This is a genomic window from Streptomyces sp. ISL-98, assembly GCF_018614055.1.
In the GTDB taxonomy this organism is placed as follows: domain Bacteria; phylum Actinomycetota; class Actinomycetes; order Streptomycetales; family Streptomycetaceae; genus Streptomyces; species Streptomyces spiramyceticus.
This window is the reverse complement of sequence record NZ_JAGGPB010000032.1, coordinates 1-17,370: the sequence shown is the minus strand read 5'-3', so window position 1 is coordinate 17,370 and position 17,370 is coordinate 1. Positions and strand designations below refer to the sequence as shown.

The following is a 17,370-nucleotide window of genomic DNA, read 5'->3' as shown; positions in this document are numbered from 1 at the left end:
CCACGGGCACTACGTGGTCCGGAGAGCTTCGGTGGGCTGCATGCGGGCGGCGCGCAGCGCGGGAAGCAGGCCGGCGATGGCACCGATCGCGATGGCCGCGAGGAGGCCCCCTCCCCAGGCGAGCGGGGGGACGACCGTCGCCCAGTCCTTGACCTGGGCGTAGACCGTGGTGGCGATGACACCCAGTGCCACCCCGACGACGCCGCCCAGTGCGGCGAGGAGGATCGCCTCGGACAGGAACTGGAGGCGGATGTTGCCCTTGGTGGCGCCGAGCGCGCGTCGTAGCCCGATCTCGGACCGGCGCTCGAGGACCGAGATGACCATGGTGTTGGCGACTCCGATGCCGCCGACGAGCAGGGCCACCGCCCCGAGGCCGAGGAACAGGCCGTTCAGCGCGGACTGGGTGGCGGCGCGGGCTTCGAGAGCGGCCGAGGGCTGGCTGACGCTGACCTCGTCGGCGTTTTCCGGGTTTGCCGTCGCGGCCAGTACCTTCTGGACGTTGGTGACCTGGTCGGTCTCGGAGCGTACGTAGACCGTGGACGGGTGGCCGTCGAAGTCCAGGTACTTCTGCGCGGCCGGGTAGCCGACCAGCACCGAGGAGTCGATCTCGGGCGTCAGGGTCGCCTGGTTGAGGATCCCCGCGACGTAGAACCACTGGCCGCCGACCCAGATGCGCATCCCCGTGTGGACCTCGGCGATGCCCAGGCGGCTAGCGGCGGCCGCGCCGAGCACGGCGACCGGCTGCTTTTCGGTGGCGGCGTTGAGGTACTTGCCCTTGGCCACGGTCGTGCGCAGCGCGGCGGGCAGCTCCAGGCTCGCGGCGTTGACCGTGATGGAGTTCGTGTTGATGCTCGGGATGTACGGGTTGCGGAAGGCGTTGGCCTTGGTCTTCCCGGTGCTCTGGACCGATTCGACCGGGCCGACCCGGGCGATCATCGCCGGAGCGTCGAGCGGGAGCTTGGCCTCGCCGCCGCCCAGGACCCGGCCGGGGGTGACCGTCAGCAGGTTGGTGCCCAGCTTGTCGATCTCGGCGAGCAGACCGGCCTGGGACGAGGCGGACAGCCCCATCACCGCCACCATCGCAGCGACGCCGATGGCGATGCCGAGTGCTGACAGTGCGGCCCGCATCCGGCGGGTGCGCAGCCCCACGCTGGCGGTCCGGGCCAGGTCGGCCGGGCGCAGCCGGCCGGGAGCCGGAGCCGTGGTGGTCATGGCAGGTGCCTTTCGGTGGACAGGGGCTGCTCCGACGAGCTGACGTCGGCGACGATGTGACCGTCGAGGACCTCGATACGGCGCGGCATTCGTGCGGCCAGTTCACGGTCGTGGGTGATCACGACGATGGTGGTGCCCTCGGCGTTGAGTTCTCTCAGCAGCTTGAAGATCGCTGCCCCGGTGACGCTGTCGAGGTTGCCGGTGGGCTCGTCGGCCAGCACGATCGCCGGGTTGCCGGCCAGGGCGCGGGCGATCGCGACCCGCTGCCGTTCGCCTCCGGACAGTTCCGGCGGGCGGTGGTCGGCCCGGTGGCCGAGGCCGACCCTGGTCAGGGCCGCGGCCGCCGCCTTCATCCGCGTGGCGTGCTTGGCGCCCGAATAGAGCATCCCGTCGGCGACGTTCTCCAGGGCGGTGGAGTTCTGGGCCAGGAAGAACTGCTGGAATACGAACCCGATCCGGGTGGCTCGCAGTCCCGCCAGGGCGCGGTCCGACATCTTCGCGACGTCCTCGCCGACGACCCGTACCGTGCCCGAGGTGGGACGGTCGAGGCTGCCCATCACTTGCAGCAGCGTCGACTTTCCCGAACCCGAGGGGCCCACGATCGCCACCAGCTCGCCCCGGTGAATGGTGAAGCTTGCCTTGTCCAGAGCCACCACCGGCGACGCGCCGGGGTAGATCTTGGATACCTCTTCCAGCTGCAGGACCGGCTCACTGGTGGGCTGAGCACCCGCTGCGCGTGTCGTCGCTGTTTCCGCCGCTTCGGCTGTTTCCGTGTCCGCGCCGGTCATGAGGACGGCACCACGATCTTCTGACCGACCTTGAGCCCGTCGCCCTTGACCTCGACCATGCCGGCGCTGTCGTCGAACAACCCGGCCGTCACAGGGATCAGGCGATGCGCGTCGTCGGCCCCGACGACCTCGACGGCGTACCCACCGCCGGCCAGCGCCAGCAGCGCGTTCACCGGCACCGACAGCACGTCCTTCACCGTGTCGGTCACGATGGACACCTGCACGGGCGCCTGGTCGAGCTGCCCGGTCGCCTTCGGGTTCGACGGCTTGATCTCGACGGAGATGGTCATGCTGTCGTCCGACTTGGTCGCGATCTTCCCGACCGACGACACGACACCGTCGGTCGTCTTGCCGTTGGGCAGCGAGATGGTCACCTTGTCACCGATCGCCACGTCGGACTGCTGGCTGGCGTTCAGCGCGACGGTGACCTGACGTTGGGTCGAGGACGCTTCGAGGACCACTGCGCCGGGCGCCGCCGCACCACCGCGTACCGCGCTGACCTTGGTGACCCTGATCTCCTTGGCCGACAGGAACACGGCCTGCCCGAGGGGCAGTTTGCCGGTCTCCTTCAGGCCCACCTCGTCCTGCATCTCTTTGAGGGCGTAGTACGTCTGCCAGCTGAAGTAGTCGGAATCGGGGTCGATTTCGTCCTTGGTGGCGTATCCGAGGGCGACCAGCGCGGCGTTCAGCTGCTGTACGTCGGCTCCTTCCATGTTCCACTCCAGGGCCCGGTAGACCGGCACATAGGCGCCGTACAGGAAGAGGACCGGCTTGCCGTCCACCCGGTAGAGCACCTTGCCCTGACGGACCACCGTGCCCGCGCCCGGCAGCTTCGTGACCGTGCCGCCGGCCTTGTTGACCACCTTGTAGTCACCGGCGTAACCCAGCGTCCCGTTCTCCTGGGTCCGGGCTGCCAGGGTTCCCTTGGTCACCTTCGCCAGCCCGGTCCGGGCAGTGGGCTTGGTCAACGGGTCCTTCGCCTCGCCGCCGAACGGGTCGGTGACGACGATCCCCACACCCGCCGCGACCAGAACGCTCACGACGACCGCTATCGTCCGCCCGCGCCGTCCGGAGCCTCCGGAGCGCGGACGCCGCCCCTTCTCACCCGGCTCATTGACATCCGCGTCGTCATCCATGGAAATCTGCGAAGTGCTCATGATGCGCCTCCGGGCTGCTGAGGAACCGTCACAGTATTCACGCGCATGCCCCGGCCCGCCTTTTCCCGTTCGCGTTCCGGTCGGCATCGCACTTGACGGTGCTTTGCATATCGCCCTCCATTACCGTCCGAATTCCTGCCTGGGTTCCTGCATGGGTCCTTTCTACGGAGGGATCGGTTTCACAAAGGTTTCGCTCCGCCACGTGCAGGGCAGCCCGGCGATGAAACGCTGAGGAAACCGGGGGTTGAGCATCCTGGACCGGCTTGTCAAGGTGTGCTGTGAAAGAAGTGGTCGTCGAGGGGGCAACAGGTGCGGGTACTCGTGGTGGAGGACGACGAGGAGATGGCGCAGACGGTGGCCATCGGGCTGCGCCAGTCGCAGATGGCCGTGGACGTGGCGTTCGACGGCCCGTCCGGGCTCGAACGCGCGCTGTGCAACGACTACGACGTGATCGTGCTCGACCGGGACCTGCCCGGGATGCACGGCGACGAAGTGTGCTCCGAGCTGCTCTCGGCCGGGTGCCGGGGCCGGGTGCTGATGCTCACCGCCGCGGCGACGACCGAGGACCTCGTCGACGGGCTCGGCCTGGGCGCCGACGACTACCTCCCCAAACCCTTCGACTTCCCGGTGCTGATCGCCCGGATCAGTGCACTGGCACGCCGGGCTCATCCGGTCGTGCCGCCGGTGATCCGCCATGGAGACCTCGTGGTGGACACCGCACGGCGTACGGCCAGCCGGGGAGACCGACTGCTGGAGCTGGCGCCCAAGGAGTTCGGCACGCTGGAGCTGCTTCTGGCCTCCGAGGGCCGGGCCGTCTCCGCCGAAGAACTCCTCGAACGGGTCTGGGACGAGGCCGCCGACCCGTTCACCAATGCCGTGAAAATCACGATCAGCCGGTTACGGACCAAGCTCGGGGATCCGCCGATCATCGAGACCGTGGCCAAGCGCGGATACCGGATTTGAGGAAATACATGTCGGTCGTCGCCCGGCTCAGGAGCCGCGTAATCCGTCCCCGTCTGCCCCGCCGCACAGTCCGGGCCAAGATGACCCTCCTGTACGGGGGGTTGTTTCTCATTTCAGGCGCCGCTCTGCTGGCAATCGCCTATCTACTTGTGCGGTACTCCGTGCTGGGCGATCCCCCCATGGATTCCAGCTCCAACTTCGCCACTCCGCCACCCGACAATGGCGGTATCAAGCCGCCCGAGAACTCCGAGGGGCCTGTCGATTCGCCGCAGGACCAGTCGGTCGCCATCGACATGCTGTCGGCCCAGGCGCAGAAAGCTCTTGCCCGTCAGCGGTCCCTCGTCATGCACCAGTTGCTCGTCAATTCCGGGATCGCGCTCGCTCTCATGTCGGTGATCTCGATCGCACTGGGCTGGATCGTCGCCGGCCGCATTCTGCGCCCGCTGCGGACGATCACGGCTGCCGCACGGGACATCTCGGCGACCAGCCTGCACCAGCGGCTTGCGCTCGACGGTCCCGGCGACGAACTCAAGGAGCTCGGCGACACCTTCGACGGCCTCCTGAGCAGGCTCGAAAGCTCCTTCCAGACCCAGCGCCAGTTCGTGGCCAACGCGTCCCACGAACTGCGCACTCCCCTGGCCCGCCAGCGGGCGCTCGGCCAGGTCGCGCTGTCGGACCCCGAGGCGACGGTGGAGTCTCTGCGGGCGGCGCACGAACGGATCCTCGCCGCGGGCGCCCAGCAGGAACGGCTCATCGAGGCACTGCTCACCTTGACCCGCAGCCATGTGGGCATCGAAGTCCGCCAGCCCTTCGACCTGGCACAGCTCACCCACGAGGTCGTCGACCCCCGGAAGGCCGAGGCGGCTTTCCGGACGGTGAAGATCCGGTCGTCGGTCTCCGCGGCCGTGGCGGCGGGCCACCGGCCCCTCGCCGAACGCCTCGTCGTCAATCTCGTGGACAACGCCATCCGGCACAACACGCCGCACGGTGAGGTGGAGGTCACGACCCGGACCGTGGACGGTCATGCCGTCCTCACGGTCGCCAACACCGGTCCCGTCGTGCCGCCGGGCGCCATCGACCGGCTCTTCCAGCCGTTCCAGCGGCTCGGCACGAACCGTACCGGCGGCCGTAGCGAAGGACTGGGGCTCGGACTGTCCATCGTGCAGGCCATCGCGACCGCCCACGACGCCACCGTCACCACCACAGCGGGGGCCAAGGGCGGCCTGATCATCACCGTCACCTTCCCTGCCGTGAGCAACCACGCCCCGCTCACCCGGCACCGTCCGGAGCAGGCCACCACCGCACGACGGTAGCAACGGAGAGCGCCGTACCCCCCTCGTAGTCAACGAGGGGGGTACGGCGCTCAGTTGCGGAGCGGTCACTGGGGTCCGCTTCCGGGCCCGCCGGACTGGATCTCCTTGGGGCCGCCGGCGACCTTCTCCAGAATGGGCTGGCAGGTCTTGTCTGCGCCCTTGAAGACATCGCCGTTCGGGTCGACGCCGAGCGTTTCACCGTTGATGTCGAGGCCGCCCTCGGCATTGGGGTCCGGGAACTTGGGAACCCCGTTCTTACGCATGCACTTGGAGTACTCCAGCGCCGCTTCCTTCACCCCGGCCGGCGGCTTGGCGTTGCCGACCGCGGGCAAAAGCGGCTTGCATGCCTTGTCGGCGGCCTGGGCCTGCGACGACTTCATGTCGACCTTGTTGCCGTCGATGTCGAGAAGGCCCTGGGCATTGGGGTCGGGGAAGTTGCTGATTCCGTGCTCTCGCATGCACTTGGCGTACGCCAGCGTGCTGCCGCCCTTGGGCGGGGCGGCCTTGGCCGTCCCCTTGCTGCTCGGAACGTCCGCAACGGCATTCTCACTGGGTTTGTCATTGGAACAAGCGCCCGCGAACAGCATGATGGCCGTCACCGCGGCGAGCGAACCGACCAGCGACCGGGTCCGCCGCGACCGACCAGAACAGCTGCTGTCGAGGACACCGTGGCCAGAGGCACCTTGCATGTCTTTCTCCGTCTCTCGTGGAGGTTCCTGTTGGCTTCGTCAGCGACCGGGCGCTGTCGTAGCCGGGACGCTTGATCAGACGTTACGGTTCAGGGGGTTTCGGCGAGGTATCAAGAACGCTGGTGCCCGAGCTTCTCCAAAACCACGCGGGCGATCTCAACGAGCGGTTCCGCCTTTACCAATTGACGGTGGTCGCACTCAATGGAGTGGGTCTCCACATCGCCCTGGACATAGGGGCGCCAGGATTCGGGAGCGGCCTCGGCCGACATGAGTTCCGGGCGTCCGAGTGTCGCCACGAAAAGGAGAATATCTCCCTCTACGAGGCCGGGAGTGAATCTCTGCAGAAGCCGCAGATTGTTCTCCTCGACCTTCTGGACGACCGACAGCGTCTCAGCGCCCTGTTTCCCGTCGGCCTGGTCCACTGCGGCCGCCTCGGGGGCTCCGGTTACAACGTCACCGTCGATGAGCAGCACCGGCTGTTCCCCGGGCCGGAGATCGCCGAATCCCGCGAATTCCTCACTGCCTTCGCCGCTGCCGTTTCCGATCTCGTTCTCGTTCGCCGTCGTTATCTCACGGTTCGGATATCCGTCCAGAATGGCCAGCATTCCGACCGTGTCGCCCTCCCGCTGGAGGTGCGCCGCGACAGCGTGGGCGACGACTCCGCCGAAAGACCACCCCAGGAGGTGGTAGGGCCCGCTCGGCTGTACGGAGCGGATCTGCTCGGCGTAGTCGGCCGCCATTTCCTCGACGCTTTCGGGCAGCGCGTCGGTTCCGGTAAGTCCGCGCGCCTGCAAGCCGTATATGGGGTATTCGGCCGGCAGATGGTTCACCAGAGCCGCGTAGTGCCAGCTGAGGCCCCCGCCGGAATGCAGGCAGAACAGCGGTGGCCGGTCGCCGCCGGTCCGCAGTGGCAGGATCATTTCGTAGTCGCCCGTGGCGTCGGAGTCCTTGTCGAGCACCGCGGCGACCGCGGCGGCCGTCGGCCCGGCGAACAGCTCCCGGATGTTGATCTCCGTGTCGAGTACGGTCCGGATCCGCTCGATCAGCCGCATCGCCAGCAGCGAATCGCCGCCCAGGTCGAAGAACGACTCTTCGGCGCCGACCCGGTCCACGCCCAGGACTTCGGCGAACAGCCCGCACAGGGCCGCTTCCACCAGCGTTGCGGCCTCCCGGCCCGTCCCCGGGCCGCCGAGGTCCGGGGACGGCAGGGCCGCCCGGTCCAGCTTCCCGTTCACCGTGACGGGCAGGGTCTCCATCATCATCACGGCGGACGGCACCATGTAGTCCGGCAGTGCACGCGCCGCGTACTCCCGCAGGGTGTTCCCGTCCAGCGCCGGGTCCGCGGTGACGACGTAGGCGACCAGGCGCTTTGTCCCGGGCTGGTCCTCGCGCACGGTCACCGCGACCTGGCCGACGCCTTCGTGTCCGGCCAGCACCGACTCGACCTCGCCCGGCTCGATGCGGAACCCGCGAATCTTCACCTGATCGTCGGCCCGGCCCGCGAACACCAGCTCGCCGTCCGGCGACCAGCGCGCCAAGTCACCGGTCCGGTACATCCTTTCGGCGTTCTCGCTGAACGGGCAGGCGACGAACCGTTCCGCCGTCAGTCCTGCCCGTCCCGCGTAACTCCGGGCCAGACCCGCACCGGCGACGTACAGCTCTCCGGTCACTCCGGGCGAGAGCGGGTGCAGGAATTCGTCCAGCACAAACGTCCGGCTGTTGTCCATCGGGCGGCCGATCGGCACGTTCGACGGGACTGTGTCGGCGGCGGTGTACGGGATCTGGGTGGTGAACGCCGTCGTCTCGGTCGGCCCGTACGTCGTGCGGACCACCAGTCCGGGATGGGCCTCCAGCAGGGTGCGGATCGCTGAGGCCGACACCACGTCACCACCGGTCGAGACCTCGCGGACCCCGGCGAAGATCTGGGGCGACTCCTCGGCCAGAAGGCTGAACAGTCCGGCGGTGGCGTGCACGTTGGTGACACCGTGCTCGGCGATCAGCCGGCCCCGCTCGGCCGCGCCGACGTCTCCCGGGGGCATGACGACCAGTCGGCCACCGTGCGCGAGGGTCACCCAGATCTCGTACGTCGAAGCGTCGAAGGCGTGGTTGGCCTGCACCAGGACCCGCTCGACCACGTCCTCGCGCCAGCTCCGGTCCTCGGCAAAGCTCACGACATTCCGGTGGGTCACCGCGACGCCCTTCGGCGTGCCGGTCGACCCGGAGGTGTACATCACGTACGCCAGGTGACCGGGGAGCAGCTGCGCCGAACGGTCGGCGTCCTGAGGCGCGGTCGGCGGGCACAGCGCCATCCCGACGACTGCCTCCTCCCACACCACGTGGTCGTACTCGTCCGGCAGAACGCCCCGGGTCGTCCTGGTGCACAGCACCAGAGTGGGCTCCGCGTCGGCCAGCATGAGCCCGATGCGCTCGGCCGGGTAATCCGGGTCGACCGGCACGTACGCCGCGCCCGCCTTCAACACGCCCAGCAGCACCACCAGCAGGTCGGCCGACCGGTCCATCACCACGGCGATCCGGTCGTCGGGTCCTGCGCCCCGGCCGATCAGCCAGTGCGCGACCCGGTTGGCCAGCGCGTCCACCTGCGCATACGTCAATGTGGCGTCCCGGGCTGCGATCGCGATCGCGTCGGGGGTGCGTTCGACCTGGCGCTCGAAGAGCTCCGGCAGGGTGGTTGTGGCGACCGGGTGTGCGGTGTCGTTCCATTCCCGGAGGACCGTCCGCTGCTCCTCGGGGTCGATGATGTCGAGCTTGCCGACCCGCACCCGCGGATCGGCGGCTATCTGTTCCAGCACCTTGACCAGCCGGTCGGACAGGGCCTGGGCGGTGCTCTCGTCGAACAGGTCGGTGGCGTACTGGACAGTGCCGCCGATGCCGTCGGGCGTCCCGGTCTCGTCGCGGAACTCGCCCAGCGTGACCGACAGGTCGAAGCGGGCCGCGACGGCGTGGTCCGGGTTCAGCTGCTCCACCTGGAGGCCGGGCAGGTCCCACGCGTCCTGGGCCGCCGGGCCGCCGGAGTGCAGGGCCAGCATGATCTGGAACAGCGGCTGCCGGGCGAGCGAGCGCACATGGTCGAGGTCGTCCACGAGCCGCTCGAACGGCAGATCCTGGTGGGCGTAGGCCGCCAGGTCCGTGTCACGGACCCTGACCAGCAGCTCCTCGAACGTGGGGTCGCCGCTGACGTCGGTGCGCAGCACCAGGGTGTTGATGAAGAACCCGGCCAGGTCCTCCACCGCACTGTCGGCACGGCCGGCGACCGCGGTGCCGACGGGAATGTCGGTGCCCGCGCCGAGCCGGGCCAGCAGCATCGCCAGCGCGGCCTGGACGACCATGAACATGGTGGCCGAACTCTGCCGCGCCACCTCCGCCAGGGCCGCGTGGGCCTCCGCGTCGAGCCGGAGGGGTACGGATCCGCCCTGGAAGGACGAGATCGCGGGCCGGTTCCGGTCCACCGGCAGCGTCAGTTCCTCGGGCAGACCGGCCAACGCCTCCCGCCAGTAGCCCAGCTGAGCGCTGATCAGACTGTCGGGATCGTCCAGATCGCCGAGGACCTCGCGCTGCCAGAGCGCGTAGTCGGCGTACTGCACCGGCAGTGGCACCCAGCCCGGCTCGGAGCCGGTCTGCCGGGCCTTGTAGGCCGTCTGCAGGTCGCGCTCCAGGACGCCCATGGACCAGCCGTCCACGGCGATGTGGTGGGCCACGATCACCAGCACGTGTTCCGTACCGGAGACGGTCAACAGCTCGGTCCGCCACGGCAGATCGCGGGCCAGGTCGAAGCCCTTGCCCGCCACCTCGGCCATGGCGCCGGGGAGTTCTGTCCGGGTGACGTTCCGGACGTTGAGGGCCGGACGGCCTTCGAGGATCTCCTGTCGGGGGCTGCCGTCGGTCGAGGGGAACACGGTACGGAGGGTCTCGTGCCGGTCGGCGACATCGCCGATCGCCGCGTCGAGGGCCGCGATGTCCAGCTCACCGGTCAGTCCGAGCGCCAGCGGCACGTTGTACGCCGCGCCCGCGCCCGCTTCTTCCATCCGGTTGAGGAACCACATCCGTTGCTGGCCGAACGACAACGGCAGCACCTCGGGCCGTTCCCGCACGACCACACCGGCCCGCGCATCACCCTGGCCGCTCTCGACCAGCCTGGCCATTGCGGCGACGGTCGGCGCGGCGAACACTTCGCGGATGTTGATCTCGACGTCCAGGGCCGAGCGCACCTTGGCGATCAGCCGCATCGCGAGGAGTGAGTCACCGCCGAGCTCGAAGAACGACCCGTCGGCGCTCACTAGTTCCAGACCCAGCACCTCGGCGAACAGCGCGCACAACGCTTCCTCCGCCGGGGTGGCCGGAGCCCGGTGTTCGCCGCTGCCGAAGTCCGGAGCGGGCAGGGCGGCCCGGTCCAGCTTCCCGTTCACCGTCACGGGCAGGGATTCCAACGCGACGACTGCCGCCGGAACCATGTAGTCCGGCAGCACACCGGCCGCGTACTCCCGCAGCGCGTCCCCGTCGAACTCCTCACCGGCCAAGACGACATACGCAACGAGCCTCTTCGTCCCCGGCTGGTCCTCACGGACGATCACCGCGACCTGACCGACACTCTCGTGCCCGATCAGCACCGCGTCGATCTCGCCCGGCTCGATCCGGAAGCCACGGATCTTCACCTGGTCGTCGGCACGGCCCGCGAAGAGCAGCTGCCCGTCCTTGGACCAGCGCGCCAGGTCGCCGGTCCGGTACATCCGGCCGCCGTACGGGCACGCCACGAACCGCTCCGCCGTCAGGGCGGCCCGGCCGTCATAGCCGCGGGCCAGGCCCGGTCCGGCCAGGTACAGCTCCGCGATCACGCCCGGCGCGACCGGCTGGAGGAACTCGTCCAGTACGTACGTCCGGACGTTGTCCATCGGCGACCCGATGGGCAGCACGGCCGGGGCCTCGGCTCCGGATTCCACCACGAACGTGGTGGAGCACAACGTCGATTCCGTGGGCCCGTACAGATGCCGCACCCGCAGCCCGGGCACGGTCTCCAGCACTCGGGCGACCGAACCGGCCGGGACGACGTCGCCGCCGGTGAGCACCTCGTCCAGCCCCGCCAACGATTCGGGAGACTCCTCCGCCAGGACACCGAACAGGCCGGCCGTGACATGGACCGTGGTCAAGTCGTACGCCTCGGCCAGTCCGGCCAGCACCGCGCCGTCCACGGCCCCCGCAGGAGCGACCACCACCGCACCGCCGCGCACGAGCGGCGCCCACACCTCGTACGTCGAAGCGTCGAAGGCGTGGGGGGCGTGCATCAGGACCCGGTCCCCCGGGCCCACCGCCCAGCCCCGGTCGAGCACGAGTCCGGTGACGCCGCCGTGCGTGGCCACGATGCCCTTCGGCACTCCGGTCGAGCCCGAAGTGAACATCACGTACACGGCCGAACCCGCCGACACCCGGCTCTCCGGGGCGGGGCCCGAGCAGGATGCGACCTCGGCCGCCACCTCGGGGTCGTCCCAGACGACCCGCTCCGCTTCCGGTCCGGAGAGCAGACCCGCGGTGTCGTGCGTGCAGAGCACGATCTCGGGGGCCGCACCGCTCAGGATCTGAGTGATCCGCTCGGCCGGATAGGACGGGTCCACCGGCACATACGCCGCACCGGACTTCACCACTCCGAGCAACAGCACGACCAGGTCGGCCGAACGGTCCATCACCACGCCGACCCGGCTTTCCAGGCGTACGCCCCGGTCCGCCAGCCAACGCGCGACCCGGTCGGACCGGGCGTCCAGGTCGGCATAGGTCAGCGTTACGCCGTCGTCGGCGCCGATCAGCGCGACCGCGTCCGGTGTACGGGCCACTTGTGCCGCGAACAGTCCGGCCAGCGACGTCTCCGGCACCGGCCAGGTGGTGTCGTTCCAGCCTTCGACCACCTGTCGGCGCTCGGTGTCGTCGAGGATGTCGAGCCTGCTGACCGGGAGGTCCGGGTCAGCCGCCACCTGCCGTAGAACCTCGGCCAACCGGGCCGTCAGAGCCCGGGCAGTGTCGGCGTCGAACAGGTCGGTGGCGTACAGGAGGTCGCCGACGATCCCGGCCGGGCTGCCGTTCTCGTCACGGCGTTCGGCCAGCGTGATGGACAGATCGAACCGGGCCGCGACGGTGTCTTCCGCCGGCATCGGCCGGACGTCCAGCTCCGGCAGATCCCAGGAGGATCCCTCCTGGGGGAGGTTCTGCAGTACGAGCATGATCTGGAAGAGCGGGTGCCGGGACAAGGACCGGGCCGGGTTGAGGTCTTCCACGAGCCGTTCGAACGGTACGTCCTGGTGGGCGTAGGCCGACAGGTCCGTCTCCCGGACGCGGGCGAGAAGCTCGGCGAACGTGGGGTCGCCGCTGACGTCGGTTCGCAGGACCAGGGTGTTGATGAAGAACCCGGCCAGGTCCTCCAGGGCGCTGTCGGGGCGGCCCGCGATCGCGGTGCCGACAGGTATGTCGGTGCCCGCGCCGAGCCGGGCGAGCAGCATCGCCAGCGCGGCCTGGACCACCATGAACATCGTCGCCGAACCCTGCTGGGCGGCCTCCACCAGCCCGGCGTGGGCGGCGGGGTCGATTTCCACCGGAACCGAACCGCCCCGGTAGGACGAGACCGCGGGTCTCGTCCGGTCCGCCGGGAGGAGCAGTTCCTCGGGGAGATCGGCCAGCGCCTCGCGCCAGTAGCCGACTTGGGCGCTCACCAGGCTGTCGGGGTCGTCCAGGTCGCCGAGGACCTCGCGCTGCCAGAGGGCGTAATCGGCGTACTGCACCGGCAACGGTGACCAGGCGGCCTCCGTACCGTGCAGACGGGCTCCGAAGGCTGTTCGCAGGTCGCGCGCCAGGACGCCCATCGACCAGCCGTCCACCGCGATGTGATGCGCGACCAGCACCAGCACGGACTCGGTGTCGGACAGGACCAGCAGCTCGGTCCGCCACGGCAGGTCGTGCGTCAGGTCGAACGTCCTCCCCGCCACCTCGGCCACAGCCGAGGGCAGGTCTGTCGGCGTGACGTTCCGGACGTGGAGGGTCGTGCGGCCGGCGGCGCCGTCCAGGACCTTTTGGCGGGGAACACCTCCGGTCGTGGGGAACGTGGTGCGCAGCGTCTCGTGCCGGTCGGCCACATCGTGCAGAGCCGCCTGCAGGGCGGCCACGTCCAGTTCGCCGGACAGGCGCAGTGCCAAGGGCACGTTGTAACCCGCGCCCGCGCCTGCCTCTTCCATCCGGTTCAGGAACCACATGCGCTGTTGGCCGAACGACAACGGCAGCACTTCGGGCCGCTCCCGCACACCCACACCTGCCCGTACGACACCCTGGTCGCTCTCCACCAGCCGGGCGATACCCGCGACCGTCGGCGTGCCGAAAAGTTCCCGGATGTTGATCTCGACGTCCAGGACCGAGCGCACCTTGGCGATCAGCCGCATCGCGAGGAGTGAGTCGCCGCCGAGCTCGAAGAACGACCCGTCGACGCTCACTTGCTCCAGACCCAGCACCTCGGCGAACAGCGCGCACAACGCCTCCTCCGCCGGGGTCGCCGGAGCGCGGCCTTCGCTGTGGCCGAACTCGGGGGCGGGGAGGGCGGCGCGGTCGAGCTTGCCGTTCACCGTCATGGGCAGGGCGTCCAGCGCGACGACAGCAGCCGGAACCATGTAGTCCGGCAGCACACCGGCCGCGTACTCCCGCAGCACGTCCCCGTCGAACTGCCCATCAGCCGGGACGACATAGGCAACGAGCCTCTTGGTCCCCGGCTGGTCCTCACGCACAATCACCGCGACCTGACCGACACCCCCGTGCCCGGCCAGCACCGCCTCGACCTCACCCGGCTCGATCCGGAAACCACGAATCTTCACCTGGTCATCGGCACGGCCCGCGAAGAGCAACTGCCCGTCCTTCGACCAACGCGCCAGGTCACCCGTCCGGTACATACGACCACCGAACGGGCACGCCACGAACCGCTCCGCCGTCAGCCCCGACCGCCCCGCATAACCGCGAGCCAGCCCGGCACCGGCGACGTACAGCTCCCCGACGACTCCGGGCGGCAGCGGACGCAGGAACTCGTCCAGCACGAACACCCGGCTGTTCCACACCGGGCCGCCGATCGGCACGGCGGTCCGCCCCGGCTCGGGCGTCAGCGTGCCGGACATCGTCGCGCAGATCGTCGTCTCGGTCGGCCCGTACGCGTTGACCAGGTTCAGCCGTTGCGACCATTCGGCCACCAGGGACGGCGGGCAGGCCTCGCCCGCCACGACGACCGTCTCGACGGACGCGGGCAGTTGAGCGGCACCGGCCAGCACCGAGGGCGGCAGTGTCACGTGCGTGATCCCGTAGTCGCCGAGGAGGTCCTCCAGCGGCGCGTAGGGCGGCATCCGGTCGGCGGGGGCCGTGACGAGGGCCGCCCCGGACGTCAGCGCCATGACCAGTTCCCATACGGAGGCGTCGAAGCCCAGCGCCGCGAACTGCAGCACCCGCGAACTGGGCCCCACCCCGAACCGGTCGATCTGGCAGCCCGACAGGCTGGCGAGACCCGCGTGGGTGACGACCACTCCCTTGGGAACACCGGTCGACCCGGACGTGTAGATCACATACGCGGGATGTTCAGGACGCAGCGCAACCACCGGTGCGCTCACCGGACGGTCCTCGATCTCCGCCACCGTCGCGGGGTCGTCCCACACCACCCGCTCAACCCCGTCGGCGAGCAGGCCGTCGGTCCCGCTCGTGCACAGCACCAGCGCGGGCAGGGCGTCGGCGAGCACGAACTTGATCCGCTCGGAGGGGTAGTTCGGGTCCACCGGGATGTAGGCCGCTCCGGCCTTCACCACGCCGAGCAGAACCACGACGAGGTCGGCCGAACGCTCCATCAGTACGCCGACCCGGTCCTCCGGGCCGATGCCCCGGCCGATCAGCCAATTCGCCACCCGGTTGGCGCGTCGCTCCAGCTCCGCGTAGTCGAACGACGTCTCGCCGATCAGCGCCGGCTCTGCGGGGGTTCGCGCGACCTGGGCCTGGAACAGCTCGGGCAGGGTCGCGGCAGGGATCGGCCGGGCGGAGTCGTTCCATGCTTCGAGCACCGCCCGCCGCTCGGTCTCGTCGAGTACGTCGACCTGGCTGATCCGGACGTCCGGGTCGGCCGCGACCTGCTCCAGGACCTGGGTCAGGCGTGCCGCCAGGGCCACGGCGGTCGGCTCGTCGAACAGGTCCGTGGCGTACTGGAGGCTGCCGAGGATCCCCGCGGGGATTCCCTGCTCGTCGCGCTGTTCGGAGAGGTTCACGGACAGGTCGAATCTGGCCGCCACATTCTCGTCGACGGGCATCGGCTCGATGCTCAGGCCCGGCACGTCCCATGGCGTCTCGGTCCGGGGCACGTTCTGCAGGATCAGCATGATCTGGAACAGCGGGTGCCGGGACAGCGAACGGGCCGGGTTGAGCTCGTCCACCAGCCGCTCGAACGGCATGTCCTGGTGAGCGTAGGCGCCCAGGTCGGCCTCCCGGACGCGGGCGAGAAGCTCGGCGAACGTGGGGTCGCCGCCCGTGTCGGTCCGCAGGACCAGGGTGTTGATGAAGAACCCGGCCAGATCGTCGAGCGAGCTGTCGCCGCGGCCTGCGATCGCGGTGCCGATGGGGATGTCGGCGCCCGCGCCGAGACGGCTCAGCAGCACGGCCAGCGCGGCCTGGACGACCATGAACATCGTGGCCGAACTCCGCTCGGCGACGTCCACGAGCCCGGCGTGCGCTCCGGCGTCGACCTGGACCCGTACCGACCGGCCCTGGAAGGTGGCGACGGCGGGCCGCGCCCGGTCCACGGGGAGTACGAGTTCCTCGGTGAGGTCCGCCAGGGCGTCCCGCCAGTAGCCGAGCTGGCCGCTGATCAGGCTGTCGGGGTCGCCGGGATCGCCCAGGACCTCGCGCTGCCAGAGCGCGTAGTCGGCGTACTGGACGGGCAGCGGTGTCCAGTCAGGGGCCGCTCCCGCGTGGCGGGCCTTGTAGGCGGCCCACAGGTCCCGGGCGAGGACGCCCATGGACCAGCCGTCCACCGCGATGTGATGCGCCACCAGCACCAGAACGTGTTCGGTGGTGGAGAGTGCCAGGAGCTCGACGCGCCACGGCAGGTCGGCGGACAGGTCGAAGCCCCGGTCACCGGCGGCGGCCACGAGGCCGGGCAGCTCGGCGTGGGTTGAACGGCGAACGTGCAGGTCCGGACGGGATCCGGGGCCCTCCAGGATGCGTTGCCGGGGAACGCCGTCGGTCTCCGTGAAGACCGTGCGGAGTGTCTCGTGCCGGTCGGCGACGTCGCCGAGCGCCGCTTCGAAGGCCGAGACGTCCAGGTCACCGGTCAGCCGTACGGACAGTGAGACGTTGTAGGCGGCGCCCCCTCCGGCCTCTTCGAGCCGGTTGAGGAACCACATCCGCTGCTGGCCGAAGGAGAGGGGCAGCACCTCTGGGCGTTCTCGTACGACGACACCCGCCCGTACGACGCCGTGGTCGCTCTCCACCAGCCGGGCCATTCCGGCGACCGTCGGCGCACCGAACAGTTCCCGGATGTTGACCTCGGCGTTCAGCTCGGACCGGATTTTCGAGATCAGGCGCATCGCGAGGAGTGAGTCACCGCCGAGCTCGAAGAACGACCCGTCGGCGCTCACCTGCTCCAGACCCAGCACCTCGGCGAACAGCGCGCACAACGCCTCTTCGACCGGGGTGGCTGGAGCACGGCCTTCGGCGCCGTCGAACTCGGGGGCGGGGAGGGCGGCGCGGTCTAGCTTGCCGTTCACCGTGACGGGCAGGGATTCGAGCTGCGTGATCGCGGTGGGGACCATGTAGTCCGGCAGCTTGCCCGCGACGTACTCGCGGAGCAGCTCGGCGTCCACGTCGCCATCGGCGGGAACGACGTAGGCGACCAGCCGCTTCACGCCCGGCTGGTCTTCACGGACGATCACCGCTACCTGGCCTACGCTCTCGTGCGCGGCCAGCACGGCTTCGACCTCGCCCAACTCGATCCGGAAGCCACGGATCTTCACCTGGTCATCGGCACGGCCCTCGAACAGCAACAGGCCGTCCTTCGACCAGCGGACCAGGTCGCCGGTGCGGTACATGCGGCCGCCGTGCGGGCAGGCGACGAACCGCTCCGCCGTCAGGGCGGCGCGGCCGTCGTAGCCTCGGGCCAGACCGGAACCCGCGACGTACAACTCCCCTGTCACGCCCGGTGCTACCGGACGCAGGAATTCATCCAGTACGTACGTCCGGGCGT

General features: G+C 69.6%; 7 protein-coding genes. 2 read left to right on the top strand and 5 right to left on the bottom strand.

The window, feature by feature from the left end; genetic code table 11:
- Window positions 1–9: 9 nt before the first annotated feature.
- From J7I98_RS21245 to J7I98_RS21235, 3 genes are read right to left on the bottom strand one after another with little or no spacing between them, the layout of a single operon-like run.
- Entirely contained in the window at window positions 10–1,212 is a 1,203-nt protein-coding gene (locus J7I98_RS21245) for an ABC transporter permease (RefSeq protein ID WP_214922625.1), read from the bottom strand.
- Window positions 1,209–2,000, bottom strand: coding sequence for an ABC transporter ATP-binding protein (locus J7I98_RS21240; RefSeq protein WP_214922623.1), 792 nt, complete (start codon window positions 1,998–2,000; stop codon window positions 1,209–1,211). Before J7I98_RS21240 ends, J7I98_RS21245 begins: the two co-directional genes overlap by 4 nt.
- Window positions 1,997–3,157 carry an efflux RND transporter periplasmic adaptor subunit gene (locus J7I98_RS21235; protein WP_214922621.1) on the bottom strand — a complete coding sequence of 387 codons (1,161 nt, stop codon included), beginning with the start codon at window positions 3,155–3,157 and terminating at the stop codon, window positions 1,997–1,999. The genes J7I98_RS21240 and J7I98_RS21235 overlap by 4 nt, the downstream gene beginning before the upstream one ends.
- A gap of 309 nt (window positions 3,158–3,466) precedes the next feature.
- Here J7I98_RS21235 and J7I98_RS21230 point away from each other — a divergent pair, with 309 nt between their 5' ends.
- Complete coding sequence (locus J7I98_RS21230) at window positions 3,467–4,120, top strand: response regulator transcription factor (RefSeq protein ID WP_214922619.1); 654 nt, start codon at window positions 3,467–3,469, stop codon at window positions 4,118–4,120.
- Between the two features lie 179 nt (window positions 4,121–4,299).
- Complete coding sequence (locus J7I98_RS21225; protein WP_251020954.1) at window positions 4,300–5,433, top strand: HAMP domain-containing sensor histidine kinase; 1,134 nt, start codon at window positions 4,300–4,302, stop codon at window positions 5,431–5,433.
- Between the two features lie 65 nt (window positions 5,434–5,498).
- On the opposite strand, the gene J7I98_RS21220 is transcribed toward J7I98_RS21225, so the two are convergent.
- Window positions 5,499–6,020 (bottom strand): hypothetical protein, encoded by a 522-nt coding sequence (locus tag J7I98_RS21220; RefSeq protein ID WP_214922615.1) that lies wholly within the window; start codon window positions 6,018–6,020, stop codon window positions 5,499–5,501.
- Between the two features lie 212 nt (window positions 6,021–6,232).
- On the bottom strand, window positions 6,233–17,353 hold the full coding sequence (locus J7I98_RS21215; protein ID WP_285438063.1) for a non-ribosomal peptide synthetase: 11,121 nt from the start codon (window positions 17,351–17,353) through the stop codon (window positions 6,233–6,235).
- Between the last annotated feature and the right edge of the window lie 17 nt (window positions 17,354–17,370).